Origin of the sequence: Mucilaginibacter phenanthrenivorans, assembly GCF_024721155.1 — a bacterium.
In the GTDB taxonomy this organism is placed as follows: domain Bacteria; phylum Bacteroidota; class Bacteroidia; order Sphingobacteriales; family Sphingobacteriaceae; genus Mucilaginibacter; species Mucilaginibacter phenanthrenivorans.
The window spans coordinates 411,333-426,618 of the sequence record NZ_JAHVAP010000004.1; the positions used below are offsets into that span (position 1 = coordinate 411,333).

The 15,286-nt window shown below is 40.5% G+C and carries 14 protein-coding genes; 9 read left to right on the forward strand and 5 right to left on the reverse strand.

Annotated elements, in window-relative coordinates; genetic code table 11:
* Positions 1–21: 21 nt before the first annotated feature.
* From gldG to KXD93_RS11370, 5 genes are all read left to right on the forward strand, one after another.
* A complete protein-coding gene (gldG, locus tag KXD93_RS11350) occupies positions 22–2,421 on the forward strand; it encodes a gliding motility-associated ABC transporter substrate-binding protein GldG (RefSeq protein ID WP_258137213.1) in 2,400 nt (799 codons plus the stop codon).
* Positions 2,422–2,454: 33 nt separating this feature from the next.
* Positions 2,455–3,579: a DNA polymerase III subunit beta gene (dnaN, locus tag KXD93_RS11355; protein ID WP_258137214.1), complete on the forward strand. Its 1,125-nt coding sequence runs from the start codon at positions 2,455–2,457 to the stop codon at positions 3,577–3,579.
* 147 nt (positions 3,580–3,726) lie between these two features.
* A complete protein-coding gene (locus KXD93_RS11360) occupies positions 3,727–4,413 on the forward strand; it encodes a DUF4397 domain-containing protein (protein ID WP_258137215.1) in 687 nt (228 codons plus the stop codon).
* Positions 4,414–4,433: 20 nt separating this feature from the next.
* On the forward strand, positions 4,434–5,159 hold the full coding sequence (locus KXD93_RS11365) for a DUF4397 domain-containing protein (RefSeq protein WP_258137216.1): 726 nt from the start codon (positions 4,434–4,436) through the stop codon (positions 5,157–5,159).
* 191 nt (positions 5,160–5,350) lie between these two features.
* Positions 5,351–6,004 carry a VTT domain-containing protein gene (locus tag KXD93_RS11370; protein ID WP_258137217.1) on the forward strand — a complete coding sequence of 218 codons (654 nt, stop codon included), beginning with the start codon at positions 5,351–5,353 and terminating at the stop codon, positions 6,002–6,004.
* Here KXD93_RS11370 and KXD93_RS11375 read toward each other — a convergent pair.
* Entirely contained in the window at positions 5,985–6,725 is a 741-nt protein-coding gene (locus KXD93_RS11375) for a TMEM175 family protein (protein ID WP_258137218.1), read from the reverse strand. The genes KXD93_RS11370 and KXD93_RS11375 overlap by 20 nt on opposite strands.
* 4 nt (positions 6,726–6,729) lie before the next feature.
* Positions 6,730–7,689: a zinc dependent phospholipase C family protein gene (locus KXD93_RS11380; RefSeq protein WP_258137219.1), complete on the reverse strand. Its 960-nt coding sequence runs from the start codon at positions 7,687–7,689 to the stop codon at positions 6,730–6,732.
* Positions 7,690–7,915: 226 nt separating this feature from the next.
* On the opposite strand from KXD93_RS11380, the gene rpsT reads away from it, so the two are divergent.
* Complete coding sequence (gene rpsT, locus KXD93_RS11385) at positions 7,916–8,170, forward strand: 30S ribosomal protein S20 (protein ID WP_258137220.1); 255 nt, start codon at positions 7,916–7,918, stop codon at positions 8,168–8,170.
* 183 nt (positions 8,171–8,353) lie between these two features.
* Positions 8,354–10,564, forward strand: coding sequence for a tetratricopeptide repeat protein (locus KXD93_RS11390; RefSeq protein WP_258137221.1), 2,211 nt, complete (start codon positions 8,354–8,356; stop codon positions 10,562–10,564).
* A gap of 31 nt (positions 10,565–10,595) precedes the next feature.
* Here KXD93_RS11390 and KXD93_RS11395 read toward each other — a convergent pair whose 3' ends face one another.
* On the reverse strand, positions 10,596–11,303 hold the full coding sequence (locus KXD93_RS11395) for an ATP-binding cassette domain-containing protein (RefSeq protein ID WP_258137222.1): 708 nt from the start codon (positions 11,301–11,303) through the stop codon (positions 10,596–10,598).
* 301 nt (positions 11,304–11,604) lie between these two features.
* Between KXD93_RS11395 and trxA the strand changes: the two genes are divergently transcribed.
* Entirely contained in the window at positions 11,605–11,925 is a 321-nt protein-coding gene (gene trxA / locus KXD93_RS11400) for a thioredoxin (RefSeq protein ID WP_252787942.1), read from the forward strand.
* Between the two features lie 184 nt (positions 11,926–12,109).
* A complete protein-coding gene (locus tag KXD93_RS11405; protein ID WP_258137223.1) occupies positions 12,110–13,024 on the forward strand; it encodes a DUF58 domain-containing protein in 915 nt (304 codons plus the stop codon).
* Positions 13,025–13,129: 105 nt separating this feature from the next.
* Here KXD93_RS11405 and KXD93_RS11410 read toward each other — a convergent pair whose 3' ends face one another.
* Positions 13,130–14,443 (reverse strand): sensor histidine kinase, encoded by a 1,314-nt coding sequence (locus KXD93_RS11410; RefSeq protein WP_258137224.1) that lies wholly within the window; start codon positions 14,441–14,443, stop codon positions 13,130–13,132.
* A gap of 131 nt (positions 14,444–14,574) precedes the next feature.
* Complete coding sequence (locus tag KXD93_RS11415) at positions 14,575–15,252, reverse strand: response regulator transcription factor (protein ID WP_258137225.1); 678 nt, start codon at positions 15,250–15,252, stop codon at positions 14,575–14,577.
* Positions 15,253–15,286: the final 34 nt, after the last annotated feature.

Sequence of the window (15,286 nt, forward strand, 5' to 3'; positions counted from 1 at the left end):
CTTTCATTACTACCCATAAAAGTGCTTAGTATCCTCAAAAAAGAAATAACTTCTTACCTCAGTTCCCTGGTAGCCTATGTTACCATTGGTGTGTTTTTGTTAGTGTTGGGTCTGTTTTTATGGGTGTTCCCCGAATCGAGCGTTTTAGATTATGGCTATGCCGGGCTCGATAGCCTTTTTAACACCGCGCCCTACCTGTTCATGTTCCTGATTCCGGCTATTACCATGCGGTCACTGGCCGAAGAACGCAAGGAAGGCACATTTGAACTGCTACTAACCCGCCCGCTGGCCGACTGGCAGATTGTATTGGGTAAATACTTTGCCTGTCTTATTTTAGTATTGTTTGCATTGCTGCCAACGTTGGTTTACTATTATTCAGTTTACCAATTGGGAAATCCGCAGGGGAATATTGATACCGGCGGCGTAATCGGATCTTACATCGGTTTGTTTTTATTGGGAGCAGGTTTTGTTGGTATCGGCTTATTCGCATCCTCAATTAGCAAGAATCAAATCATCGCGTTTACTATAGCGGTGTTTCTGTGCTTCTTTTTCTATAGCGGATTTGATTCCCTCAGCCAATTACTGTCGCTGCAAAGTCTCGATCTGCAAAACCTTGGAATAACTGAACATTACCAATCCGTTAGTCGTGGCGTATTGGATACCCGCGACCTTATTTACTTTATCATACTTGCCGGCTTGTTTATTTGTTTGACGCTTTTTGTGTTGATAAAACAAAGGCAAAAATCAATAAAGGATGGGGTGCTGATTGGCTCCCTGGTTACTTTAGCTGCCTTGGGAATTGTATCAAGCCTTACTTTCACCCGTTTCGACTTTACTAAAGAAAAACGTTTCACCATATCGCCAATAAGCCGGGGCATTATGGACAGCCTGAAAGAGCCTGTACGTGTTATAGTTTATTTAAAAAGCGATAATCTGCCAGGTGGCATGAAGCGCCTGCAACGCGCAACAAAGGACATGCTGAGCGACTTGCAGGCTTACAGCCACGATAAGGTACAATTTAACTTTATTGATCCCGTGGCAGCTACTAAAAGCTTTTCGCCTGACGCGCAAAGGCAGGAATATGATTCGCTGGCTGTGCGCGGCGTTGTAGGCCAAAACCTTACGGTAAAAACGGATAATGGCGTTTCTGAAACTTTAATATTTCCGGAAGCATTGATACGGTGCGATGGAAGAGAACTGGCTGTTAACCTGTTGCAAACCCGCATCGGCGCGTCTGATGAGGAAGCGTTAAACAATTCTATCCAAAACCTTGAATATGCTTTTACATCGGGCATTAAAAAGGCAAGCAGTGGCGGTAAGCCTAAAATTGGCTTCACTGAGGGGCACCATGAATTAACCGACCTTCAATTAAATGGTGCCATGAGCGCATTGGCAGATGGATACCAGGTGGGCAGGGTCGATCTAAAAACGATCCCCTTAAGTGTATTGACTAAATTAAGCCTGCTTGTTGTTCCAAAACCAGATTCAAAATTCAGCGAAATTGAGAAGTTCAAGATAGATCAATACTTAATGCGCGGTGGCCGCGTGCTTTGGGCAATTGACCAGGTAAATGCGGAGCTGGACAGCCTGAGAGGCCACGGCGATCAAATGTCGTTCCCAAAACAATTGGACCTGGACGATCAATTATTTACCTATGGCGTCCGCATCAACTATGACCTGATTGCCGACATGAGTTGTTCGCAGATCCCGATCAATACAGGGGCTGTTGGCGGGCAGCCACAGATCCAGTTATTGCCCTGGTTATACTATCCTATTTTTATACCTGCGTCAAAAAATCCGCTGGTAAAAAACCTCGATATCCGCAGTGAGTTTGTAAGCAGTATTGATACCCTCGCCATAAAAAACGTTACTAAAACAGTGCTCCTTAGCACATCGCCATTTAACAAAAAAATAAACGCTCCGCATATACTATCGTTGCAGGCAGTTGAACAGGAGCCCGATCCCAAGGACTTCCGGGGATCACCAAAAGCTGTTGCTGTGTTATTAGAAGGCAAATTCCAGTCTGATTTCCAAAACCGGCCGCTACCTGAAGGTTTAAATGAAAACGTACAGATCATCCCCCAAAGCAAGCCAACAAAAATGATCGTGTTGAGTGATGGCGATATGCTGAAAAACCAGGTAGGTGCTGATGGTTCTCCATATCCGCTCGGGTATGACCATTATATGCGCCGCAGCTTTGGTAATAAAAACTTTTTGCTGAACATTGCCGATTACATGACCGACGATTCCGGCTTAATCACTTTGCGCACCAAAGAGATCCAGATCAGGTTGCTTAATCGCGCCCGCATCCGCAGCGAAAAACTGTATTGGCAGATACTAAATAATGCCTTACCCCTTGGTTTGTTGGTAATGTTTGCTATTTTTCAACATTATATGCGCAGACGGAAGTATGCCCATTAAATTTTTTACTTTTGATAGATTAATTCCTACTATATGAGATTTATTGTTTCTACATCAACATTACTCAAGCAACTACAGGCTGTAAGCGGGGCCTTGAGCAATAGCACAGTATTGCCTATCCTTGAAAACTTTTTGTTCGAGATAAAAGATGGAAACTTAACTATTTCCGCTACCGATCTGCAAACCAGCATGACCACCTCATTGCCGGTTGAAGCTAAGGAGAATGGCCGCATAGCCATCCCATCACGGATCTTATTAGAGACCTTGAAATCACTGCCTGAGCAACCTGTTAATTTTTCGGTTGATGACAGCACCTTCGCTATTGAAATAAACGCCGGCGACGGTAAATACAAGTTGAACGGCGAAAATGGCGAGGACTTCCCTAAGATTCCGGTTGTTGAAAACGCATCGTCTGTAAATTTACCTGCTTCAGTTTTAGCCGAAGCGATAAACAAAACCATATTTGCGGTAAGTAATGATGAACTGCGCCCTGCAATGACAGGCGTTTACTGCCAGTTATCAACCTCTTATCTTACATTTGTAGCTACCGACGCACACAAGCTGGTGCGTTACCGCCGTAAGGATGCAAAGGCTGCAAGCACAACATCGTTCATATTGCCTAAAAAAGCATTGACGCTTTTAAAATCATCATTACCAAGTGACGACGTAAACGTGGCGGTTGAATACAACAGCACCAGCGCATTCTTCAAATTCGGCAACATTAACCTTGTCTGCCGTTTAATTGACGAGCGCTATCCTGATTACGAAGCGGTTATCCCGTTAAACAACCCTAACAAATTAAGCATCGATCGCCAGTCGTTCTTAGGCTCATTGAGCCGTGTTGCCATTTACGCCAACAAAACTACCCACCAGGTAAGGCTTAAAATAAACGGCAGCGAGTTGAATATATCATCCGAAGATATTGACTTTGCAAACGAGGCACATGAGCGCTTAAGCTGTCAGTATGAGGGCGAGGATATGGAGATAGGTTTTAACGCACGTTTCCTGATCGAGATGCTTAAGAATTTAAGCTGTGAAGAAGTTACCCTCGAAATGTCGACACCTAACCGTGCCGGGATCTTGTTACCACAGGGTGGCGATGAAAACGAAGACGTGCTCATGCTGGTAATGCCGGTAATGCTAAACAGCTATGCCTAATGCCGAACGGCATTCTTTAATTGAATTTATTTTATTCTTGAATATTTTAAATTATAAATCCAAATTCGGGTCCGGCGTAAAAACCGGACTTTTTTATTAGCCCCGATAACAAATTTTATTATAAGCAGTTATAATAGCAATTATTATATGAACACGCGTTACCTGATTTTACTTTTTGTGGCTGCTGCAATTGGCTTGTCCTCCTGCAAAAACAACGACAATGTTTTTCCCAAGCAGGTTTCGGCCTTTTATAAAATAATAAATGGTTCATCAGATACGCTCAATTACTACCTGAACGGTACCCGTCAAAACAATGGCTCAAGCCTGTTTCCAGGCGGGGCCACCACATATTACCTTGCGGTGCCGGCGGGTTCAGATAACTTTCAGTTTAAAAAAAATGGCGCCTTGGATGTGCTATTCAGTGTACCTGAAAAACTTGGAGATAGCGTAACATACTCTCTTTATATTTATGGTCCGTCGGTCGATCAGACTTTTAAAACCACAGACGTTTTTAACCCGGATACCAGTACAGTTGTAGACAAAATCACCCAAGCCAGGTTTGTAAACGTATCGCCCGATATTGGCGACCTGGACGTTTACGTAGGCGATACACTTAAATACCAAACCGGCACGTTCAAATCATCCAATTTTATCACCTTCGGTAAGGGGGTAAAGGATGTGAAAGTTTACCTGGCCGGCACTAAAACATTGGCTAAAGACACCACATTTACGATGACCGACCATACAATTTATACCATATACTCGCACGGTTTAAAAAATGGTAAAGGCGCTACAAAGTTTAACGTAGCGTTTACACTTAATTATCAAAATTAAAAGAACATCCATAACTATATATGAATAGCAAAAAATATTTTAAGATCTCTGGCTGGCTATTTTTATCCATAATAGGACTATGGTTTACCTGGTCAATATCATCATGCGGTAAGGCTGCAGTTGTAAGTGCCGCAGGCTTGAATATTAAATATGAGGTTTTTAATTTGAGCCCCGATCTTGGACCGGTTAATCTTTACATTAATTTTTTAATAGCAAACAGCACACCTTTTACTTATACTTACAGCCAGGGATATTTTACCATAGCTAATCTTGATACGGCCTATCGTTACCGGACGCCAATAATTAACGGTGTAGGCGGAGATGTTGTATTTATACGCCATGACACACTTACCCGAAATACGCAATACAGCCTTTTTATTACAGGCAATGTTGCCACCAACACGTTGTTACCAATTTTCACGGTAGATACAGCTACATTGCCTGCTGTGGGCCGTGGTAAAGTTCGCTTTGTTAACGCCTCGCCAACAGGTACCGCAGGTATTGATGTTTATGCAAACGGTTCTTTAGCTTTTAGTAAAATAGCTTATCCTAAATTTACGCCGTACATTGAGGTACCTAACGGCAGTTATACTTTTACTATTACAGCCACCGGATCGTCGACTATTTTAAAGACCTTACCCAGCGTAAGTATCCAGGACGGCAGGCTATACACTTTATATACATCGGGTTATACCAACCGTGCTGATTCAGCAGCATTTAACGCGGCTGTAATAACGAATAGGTAGAGTAAGGTTGTAGTTGTTGTAGAGGTTGTAAAAGTTGAAATCATTTGCAGCAGAAAAATTAGCACTGCCAACTCTACAACATTTACAACATTTATAACTTCTACAACCTTTACACAACACTTACAACTTCTACAACCTTTCCACAACACTTACAACTAAAATCCTTATTTTTACCCCCAAACTTTAAAACATTGGAACTAGTTAAAAGCCTGATTGATTTTATATTACACATTGATAAGCACCTGGCAGCAATAATAAGCCAGTACCATGCCTTAACCTATTTAATATTATTCGCTATTATTTTTGCTGAAACAGGCTTTGTGGTTACTCCATTTTTACCCGGCGACTCGTTATTATTTGCGGCAGGTGCATTAATAGCCGGCGGCAATACAGGTTTAAGTATTTACCTGCTTGGGCTGATATTAATTGCAGCAGCCTTTACCGGTAATACAGTTAATTACCTGCTCGGAAATTATTTAGGCCCGAAGGTATTCAAGGAAAAGAATAAAATTTTAAAACTTGACTATTACCTTAAAACCAAGGCTTTTTTTGATAAGCATGGCGGAAAGGCTGTAATATTCAGCAGGTTTATACCTATCATCCGTACGGTGGCACCATTTGTGGCAGGTGTTGGCAAGATGCCACTGGTACGTTACAGCTTATACAACATTATTGGTGGCGCAGCATGGATCACCCTGTTTCTTGCTGCCGGCTATGAACTTGGAACACTCGATTTTTTCAAGAAGCATTTTGCAGTGGTAGAAATTTTGATTATCCTGATCTCAATTATTCCGCCTATTTATGCTGCGGTTAAAGGCGGTAAATCTAAGCAGGCTGCTGTTTAATATCACCAAATTTCTCGCGGGCCTTTCTTCCACGGTATCCAAACAAGATGCTGTAAAGGAATGGTATCGACATGTAAATAAAACCGGATGTTCCTTTATACTCAACCGGTGCAATTAAGACGAACAAGATACCTGCTATTCCAAGTCCGGCATTGCAAAGATTCAATATAATATAGGTGTTCGTTTCAAATTCTTCGGCTGGAGATAACTTTATCTCCCTTGCAGATTTTTTTGCGTGTAAATACATAAAAAAGAACAACGTGTAGATTGCCGCATATCCGGAATGATAAACATACATAAGCGTAGGCTGCTGCTCCTGGGTTATCATCACCCCGGTGTGACCATGATCGTTATATTGCCCGTCTGAAAATAGCGCAGAAAAAAGAAATTTTAGGGGATAGACATACATCAATACCACAAACAGCAGCAGCGCATTTAAGAAGGTAACGTAGGCGTTATTTAAGCCATACCTGCGGAAATAAATATTCTGGCTGTTCCAGATCATAAATAAGATCCCGAAACAGCAAGCAAAGCTAAAAAAGCCTTTGAACACCTCAAAAAGTTCATCGAATGTTCGCGGTACCTCCAGCGACACCATGATAAGCGTTATGACAAAGGCGAAAACCGCATCGCTAAAGGTTTCCAGCCTTGATGGTTCATGGCTCCGCCATTTAAAAACTGATGCCTTACCCTTAGTTAGCGCTGCTATTTTTTTCCTCATACGGTTATTTAGCAAAAACTAATACTTTTCCGCTTTTATACAAAGCCTCTTCTTGTTGGATTTTTGCCCGTTCGGCATTATCCATGGGTATTGCTATAAGTTTATTTAAATCTGGCTGCCCTGCATCAACCCAGGCAGAATACCAGTAGCTGCCTACAGTCAGAATTGCAGCGCGCATCCGGCGCTCAACCATTCCCTTTAACATTTTATGATAAGCGGCCGCATAAGCAACTGAATAATCTTTAACTTCCTTCTTTCCATGAAGCACCATCTCATATTTTTTATCAGCGGGAAATGATTTATTAAGCATCCGTTCAAAGCGCAATACGGTATCAACGCTTTTAAACGAGCTGCGGCATATTTTAAAAGCCTCTGTCAATGGATTTTCAATATACCGGGCCTTGCCAACGTAGTAATTATAATTGCCGCTAAACAGCTCAGGCAGCCTGCTCTCCCAAAGCGTATGGATGCCGGTTTGATTGGTAAGTTGCCCGTTGTAGTTTTGGGTAAGATGAAGCGGTACGTGGGCATCGGCTATGTAATGCCCTAAGTTTGCAGAAGTATTTAAAATGGCCGTGGTATCATGTTCCTTAAATGCCCTAACCAACCTGTAATAGTTATAATGAATGGTCCATGGTACGGTACCATATTTATCCAGCGTATCGGCGGTATATTTTGCAGCCGCATCGTACCAGTTATGCGGGATATGTTTAAACGGGTCTTTACCATAATGATCGGCGTTCAGGTAATGACGTCTTCCTTCGGAAGAATCTACATACCGCTTTTTGTCCGCGCTAATGGCGTGCTCAGTTAAGTATTCAATGTTACTCTTATAAAAGGCAGACATTGGCTTTGGCAAAGTATAAACTGCAAGCCGGCCTATTTTATAGTGGGCGTAAAAGCCCCATGAGGAAAAGAGGAATATTAATGATAATCCAATTAAAATGGTTAGGCCGCGTCGCATGTTCAAATATAGTTGTATGAATGAAATGTTTTTCGTCTGAATCAGAATTTGCTGGATTTTAGAATTTACAGAATGAAAGTTTATTTATTAGCCTAACATTTCAACCTTAAAACTTTACAACTTTACAACATCTCTAAAAAAACAAAAAAGGTATTTGATATTAAAAATAATCATCCTATATTTGCAGTCCTTAAAATAAAAGAAAAAAGAATAACAAAGCTATACAATGGCAAATCATAAATCATCATTAAAAAGGATCCGTTCAAACGCTGCGAAGCGCTTACGCAACAGGTACCAGGCTAAAACCACCAGGAACGCCATCAAAAAATTAAGAGGCACTACCACTAAGGCTGATGCAAGTGTGCTTTTGGTTAAAGTAATTTCAATGCTTGACCGTTTAGCTAAAAAGAACGTTATTCACAAAAACAAAGCTTCAAACAACAAATCAAAGCTTACTAAATTTGTTAATACCTTAAAATAAGGTTCCGATATTTATACAAAAACCCGTTTCATCAATTTGAAGCGGGTTTTTTTGTTGTTTTATTTTTTGAAAATAATTTAACGTTAATTTAAAAAAAGCAGAACAAAACCTCCCTCCTGTTACGTATAAATGTCTGTATAACAGCTACAGTTATAATAATTTACAGGTAAAAAACATCAGGCGTTGAGGATTTACATAACCCTACTTTTATTATTCATTTCCATTTCGGGATTCGCGGCGGTCGACAGGGGCCGTGTGGATAGTTTAAAAACATTAGTTGCTTCGTCTTTAAACGGGCAGTCGGAACCTGATACCATAAGCATAAACAGGCTAAACAAACTTGCAGTAAACTATTTCGATTCAAACCCGGACAGTACGCTATACTATGGCCACAAGGCTATCGATCTCGCCAGGAAAATTAATTATAAAGCCGGTTTAGCAAATGCCCTTGTGCAAACAGGGCGCGCAAACTTTCCGAAGGGCAAGTTCACCCAGGCGCAACTTGATTTTGATGAGGCTATTTCCATTTATAAAACACTAAATGATTTACCCGGGCTGGCCTATTGCTATAAACTTTATGGCCGCATGGATAACCTATTGGCTAAATACCAGGTTGCTTTATATTACCTGAACCAGGCGCTTGATATAAACGTAAAATTAAAGAACGATGCCGAAATTGCCGATTGTTATAAAAATATAGGCATCGTATACTTTAGCGAGGGGCAAAATTCAACTGCTCTTGATTATTATTATAAAGGACTTTACATAACGCTTAAAGCCGACGATAAAGGTGCTTCTGCGGCTATTTACAACGACATTGGCGTTGTTTTGCAGGGCATGGAAGTTTATCCGAAGGCTCTTGATTATTATCGCAAAGCGCTAAGTCTGTTTAAAGGGATTAAAAACCTCAATGGCGTAGGTACGATCAACGAAAACATAGGTGAAGTGCTTATCGCTCACAAAGAGTATGACAGGGCAATCGTCCATCTAACAAAAGCCATCAACATTGCTAAAAAGCAAGATGATAAGGATGGCATGAGCTCAGTTTATACCGACCTGGGACTATGTTATGCACATAAAAATCAGTTTGGGCTGGCAAAAAGATACCTCGATACATCGTTGCAAATTGCAAGCACGTATAAAATTGTTTATAACCAGGCCTATGCTTTAATTGGCATGGCTACGATGTATAACCTGCAAAAAGATTTTGCCAATGCTTATAAATATGCCACCGAGGGACAAAAACTTGCGGGCACCCTTCGGAATTTAACTGTACGCTCAAATGCTGCCCTGCAACTTAACCAGACATTAGCGGGTCTGGGTAGATTCGATGATGCATATAAAATGCTTAGGCGGTACAACGAACTGCGCGACAGCCTTAATAATAACGAAAGTATTCAAAAGCTTACCTCCAACAATCTCGAGCTTGATTTTGCTTCAAAAGAACGTGCGCTTAAGCAGCAAAACCGCGAACGTGATGAATCTTACAAACAGCGCATAAAACAACAACGCCTGATCAATACGGTATTTTTAACCATAATAGCAGGTATGATAACTGTTTCAATTGTGTATTACCGGCAAAAGCGCAAACAGCAAAAGATAAACACATTGCTGGAAGAAAGGAATCGTGAAGTATTACAACAAAAGTCCGACCTCGATGACCAGGCACAAAAATTAAACAACCTGAATGTTTTAAAGGACAGACTAATATCTGTACTGGCACATGACCTCCGTGCGCCGTTAAGTACATTACGCGGTTTATTCAGCCTGCTGCAGGATGAAACTATTTCGCACGAACAAATGTTGGAAATGATTCCCGGCGTGTTAAAAAAACTTGAGTATACCTCCGACTTCCTTGATACGCTCCTTTTCTGGATCAACAGCCAGATGGACAATTTCGAAAGCTCGGCAAAGAGCTTCCATCTGAAGGATATTGTTGCCTATGAAACAGAAAGCTATTATGAGCAGGCCAAACTAAAGGGCATTACGCTTATTGATAATGTACCTTCGGATGCCGTCGCTTCTGCCGACCCGAATTCCATTCGCATTGTTATTCGTAATTTAATTACCAACGCTATTAAATTTTCAAGCCAGGGCGATATTATCGAAGTTTCAGCCATTCAACAAGACGATCACAACTATATTATCTCGGTAAAGGATACCGGAACAGGCATGAGCGACGAACAGCTTGGAAAACTGTTTAAAAGCAAGGTAAATAGTTTCGCCGGTACAAATAATGAGTCGGGTACAGGTATGGGAATGTTGTTTTGTAAGGACCTTGTTGAAAAATGCAGCGGCAAGATCTGGGTTACCAGTAAACTGGGTCATGGAACTAAGTTTTCGTTTACCGTTCCTATGGGCACCATGACCGAGAAGCACCTTCAAGTAGCTTAATATCAGTTAATTTTTGCAGATTGATATCGCACTAGCCATTAGTGAGATCGATAAAGATATTCTCCAGCGTTTTGCCCTTATTTTTACCTCTCAATCCATCAAGGGTATCGTTTGCTACAATTTTGCCCTTATTGATAATAATTACTTCATTACAAACAGCTTCAACTTCCTGCATAATGTGGGTTGAAAGGATAACTGTTTTTGATTTACCAAGATCAAGAATCAGCTGGCGAATGCCGATCAATTGGTTAGGATCAAGGCCAGAAGTAGGCTCGTCCAATATCAACACTTCAGGATTGTGCAAAATGGCCTGTGCCAGGCCTACGCGCTGTCTGTAACCCTTTGATAATTGTCCCACCTTTTTATGCTGCTCCGGACCAAGGCCGGTTTGTTCAATTATTTCGGCTATGCGTTTTTGGGGCGATTTCATTTGATGGATCCCCGCAATAAACTCCATCGATTCTTTTACATACATATCAAGGTATAAAGGATTACTCTCGGGCAGATACCCTATGCTGCGCTTAACATCTATGGCCTGCGTTTCCACATCAAACCCGCATACCGAAGCCTTACCCGAAGTTTGAGGAATAAACCCCGTAAGTATTTTCATGGTAGTTGACTTGCCTGCACCATTCGGCCCCAGAAAACCTAAAACGCCCGGTTTGGCGCTAAAGCTAATCCCATCAAGCGCCTTTTGCACCCCATAAACTTTGGTTAATGATTCAACAACAATGCTCATGGTTCAAATGTAGGGGATAGTAATGAGATGTGAGATGTGAGATGTGAGAAATTTCGTTGGCTTGGGCTTTTAATCCCAAACCCTTTAATCAGTAGATCATCGTTCAAAACAATCCCCGCCAAAAAAGCAGCCTATTATCATACAATTGCAATCAAAAACTCATACTATTGTCAACGCAGTTTCAAACAATCCAATTAGGCAGGTTGGCGATAATTTAATTGTCATATTGTCATGGATACAATTGCGGCAAGCTATTTGAATAGTATATATTTGTAATACAAAAAATTAAAATTTAGAAATCATGGCTTTAGAAATAACTGATGCAAACTTTGACGAACTCGTCCTTAAATCTGACAAACCGGTATTAATCGACTTTTGGGCCGAATGGTGTGGTCCTTGTCGTATGGTAGGCCCGGTAGTTGAAGAAATTGCAAAAGAATATGAAGGCAAAGCGGTTGTAGGTAAAGTTAACGTTGACCATAATCCCGGTATCTCAGTAAAATTTGGTATCCGTAATATACCAGCTCTATTGTTCTTTAAAAACGGCGAGATCGTTGATAAACAAATAGGCGCTGTTCCAAAATCTGTTCTTACTGATAAATTAGCTAAGCAATTAGTTTAATTTATTTAATTACACTGATATTAAAATGATTGCACCGATTGGGAAACTAACCGGTGCAATTTTTTTATATTCGCTATGCAGTTAATCGGGGTAATTTTCCTATAATCGGTGTAATCTCTGTATAATCGGTGTTATCTCCCTATAATCGGTGTTATCTCCCTATAATCGGTGAAATTCAAAAAGAATGCTTAACGACGATCAGCATATAAGACAATTGGCCAACCTGGAGCTTTTAGCCAGGCAGGTGGTTGAAGGTTTTATAACAGGTTTGCACCAAAGCCCCTTTCACGGTTTTTCTGTTGAATTTGCCGAACATCGTTTGTATAACAATGGCGAATCTGTAAAAAATATCGACTGGAAACTTTTAGCGCGTACAGATAAGCTGTTTGTGAAACAGTTTGAAGAGGAAACCAACCTGCGTTGCTACCTGCTACTTGACACCTCGTCGTCAATGAATTTCCCGGATAAGGGAATCAACAAGCTGCAGTTTTCTATTTATGCTATAGCATCGCTCATGTACCTGTTCAAAAAGCAGCGCGACGCGTTTGGGTTATGCTTATTCAGCGACAAGGCTGATATGATCACCCAGGTAAAATCAACCTCGTCCCACTTATTTTACCTGTATGCCGAGTTGGAAAAAGCATACAATAATCCTAAAATAAATACAACTACCAACATCACCCAGGTGTTGCACCAGGTGGCCGGGCAGATCCATCAGCGCTCAATGATCATTCTTTTTAGCGATATGTTGGAGAATAGCCTCAACCCCGAAAAAATGCAATCGCTATTCGCGGCCATTCAGCATCTAAAATACAATAAGCACGAAGTGGTGATTTTTAACGTGAACGATAAGCACCACGAACTTGATTTTAATTTCGATAACCGCCCTCATCAATTTATTGATATAGAAAGCGGCGAACAAGTGCGGGTACATCCAAATAAAATACGTGAATCCTATATCACTTCGTTAGCGCACTACCGCCATCAGCTTGAACTAAAGTGTGCGCAGTATCATATTGACATTATTGATGCTTATATTGAAGATGGCTACAACAATGTGCTTAAATCATATCTCATTAAGCGGAACAGTATGATATAGAAAAAGCTGTCCTTTTTTCTAAGAACAGCTTTTATTAGGGGTAACAAAGGAACTAAAACTCGTTGGTAAAATAACACAGCTATTATGAAGATTTAGTGAAGTTCCCTAATTAAAAATAAGTTTTATTGATGTGCCCTTGTTACTGGCCGATTTAATTTGAATTTTAATCCCGTGAAAAGCGGTTATACTTTTAACAATAGCTAACCCGAGTCCGTAGCTTTCACGCTCATCTGTGTCCAGCTTTTCAAAACGATTAAAGGCTTTTTCAATTTGCTGTTCACTCATTCCTGTACCTGTATCGGTAATTTCAAGGACGTATCCTTCTTCATTGAAATAATCCCCAACAGTTATACTTCCCTCCTCCCGGTTATACTTAATAGAATTATTCATGATATTAAATATGACGGTATGAATGAGGCTATGATTACCGAGTATAGTGTATGAATGTTTGATATTGTTATTAAAAACGAGCTTTTTATCTTCAAGCCTGTCTTCCAGCTCGCTAAAAACCTCGGTTACTACATCTGCAATCTTCACTTCATCATTTTTATTAAACTGGTTATTCTCAACCTTTGAGATCAAAAGCAGGCTGTTTATGATCGATTTTAGCCTGTTTAATGTTTTAAGCGAAGCAAAAATTTTGTTTTCGCTATCCTCTTTTAATTCTTCGTTCAACAAAACATTTTCCAGCCGCGAGCTGATAATTGAAATCGGCGTAAGCAATTCATGCGATACGTTGGCGATAAATTGCTTTTCCAGGATAAACAGATCGGCTATTTTTTTCATCAGGGTACTTATGCTGTCATCAAGCAGCTCAAAATCCTGGGTACTGGTTTTAACTTTTTCATAATCAAAGTTCATCGGGTCATTTACCTTTATCAGCTTTCTGTCGATGATCTTATAAAACGGAGCCAGCAGGTATTTGGTAAAAATTAAGTCGATCAGAAGGGTAAGTAATAAGGCAACCACCAGCATCAATAAGGTAAACTCCTTAATGGTTTGTTTTAGCTGCACCACAGCGTCCATGGTATCGCCTATCTCGAGCAGGTAACTATGGTTCTCAAAATTAAACCGATAAGTAAGTATCAGGTAATTGTCGGTTGTTCTTTCTATGGTGCGCCGTTGCGTGCTAAGGCTTTCAGTTTGCTTCAGGCTAGCCTCATAGGGAATTTGCTTCAGAAATATATACTCCTCCTTTAAAATATTGTAATTGGTGAAGGTCTGTTCCTGGCTGAGAACCTGGCCAATTTCCTTTGTGGAAAGGTTTTTTATGAACGTGTTCTTTTTATTTTTCAGCCTTAACGATATATGTGAATAGGTGATCTTCTCCAACGAAAACAATATCAGCAAACCTGTAAAAACAATAATCGCCAACTTGGTTAGCGTATTGTATAAAGCCAGTTTTATTTGTAGTTTCATTGTCGTTGGTTGTAAAGGTTGTAGTTGTTGTAGAAGGTTGTAAAGATTTTTAAATGTTCGGTTCTCCAAGCATAACCCTTACGACCTCTAGAACTCTTATTAACTCTTACAACTCTTATTAACTCTTACAACTAAATATTCACCCTATACCCTATACTTCTCACCGTTTCAAACCACTCGATAGGTTCAAACTGGGATAGTTTTTTTCTGAGATTTTTAACATGTACATCAACAAAGTTCGAGTCGGAGTTAATTTCGAGTACATCGCCCCAAACATGTTCAGTTAAATTTGTACGGGATATTACCCGGTTTTTATTAAGAACCAGGTAGTTAAAGATCTCAAATTCTTTTTTGGTCAGATTTATTCGTTCCAGGTTATAATGTACCGTACGATTTTGAATATTGATCCTAAATTCCTTTACAGTTATGTCGTTACTCTCCAGTTTGTGTTTGCGCCTGGTTATTGCGTGCATCCGGGCCAGCAGTTCGTTTAACGAAAACGGCTTTGCCAGGTAGTCATCCGCTCCTTGTTCAAGGCCGTGTACCTTATCGTCGACTGCTCCACGGGCCGTTAAGATAATTATTGCATCGTCGCGGTCCTTTAAACCCTTTAGCATCTGCAGCAAATCAAAACCGTCGCCATCGGGCAGCGTTAAATCAAGCAGTATAAAATCGTAGTTGTTAACAAAAATCTTCTCGCTTGCCACGTTTTTGGTGTGCGCGTGCTCAATAGTGAAGCCTTCATGACTTAAAAATTCGTCAATTTCAAGCGCAAGGCCCTTTTCGTCTTCTACAATTAATACGTTCATCGGCAAGCAAGATAGTAATTTGGTTTATTAAGTT

Coding starts and splice junctions, on each gene's coding strand:
- KXD93_RS11360 (WP_258137215.1), top strand. CDS start 3,727: ATGAACACGCGTTACCTGATTTTACTTTTTGTGGCTGCTGCAATTGGC.
- KXD93_RS11405 (WP_258137223.1), top strand. CDS start 12,110: ATGCTTAACGACGATCAGCATATAAGACAATTGGCCAACCTGGAGCTT.
- KXD93_RS11375 (WP_258137218.1), bottom strand. CDS start 6,725: ATGAGGAAAAAAATAGCAGCGCTAACTAAGGGTAAGGCATCAGTTTTT.
- KXD93_RS11395 (WP_258137222.1), bottom strand. CDS start 11,303: ATGAGCATTGTTGTTGAATCATTAACCAAAGTTTATGGGGTGCAAAAG.
- KXD93_RS11380 (WP_258137219.1), bottom strand. CDS start 7,689: ATGCGACGCGGCCTAACCATTTTAATTGGATTATCATTAATATTCCTC.
- trxA (WP_252787942.1), top strand. CDS start 11,605: ATGGCTTTAGAAATAACTGATGCAAACTTTGACGAACTCGTCCTTAAA.
- rpsT (WP_258137220.1), top strand. CDS start 7,916: ATGGCAAATCATAAATCATCATTAAAAAGGATCCGTTCAAACGCTGCG.
- dnaN (WP_258137214.1), top strand. CDS start 2,455: ATGAGATTTATTGTTTCTACATCAACATTACTCAAGCAACTACAGGCT.
- KXD93_RS11415 (WP_258137225.1), bottom strand. CDS start 15,252: ATGAACGTATTAATTGTAGAAGACGAAAAGGGCCTTGCGCTTGAAATT.
- KXD93_RS11365 (WP_258137216.1), top strand. CDS start 4,434: ATGAATAGCAAAAAATATTTTAAGATCTCTGGCTGGCTATTTTTATCC.
- KXD93_RS11410 (WP_258137224.1), bottom strand. CDS start 14,443: ATGAAACTACAAATAAAACTGGCTTTATACAATACGCTAACCAAGTTG.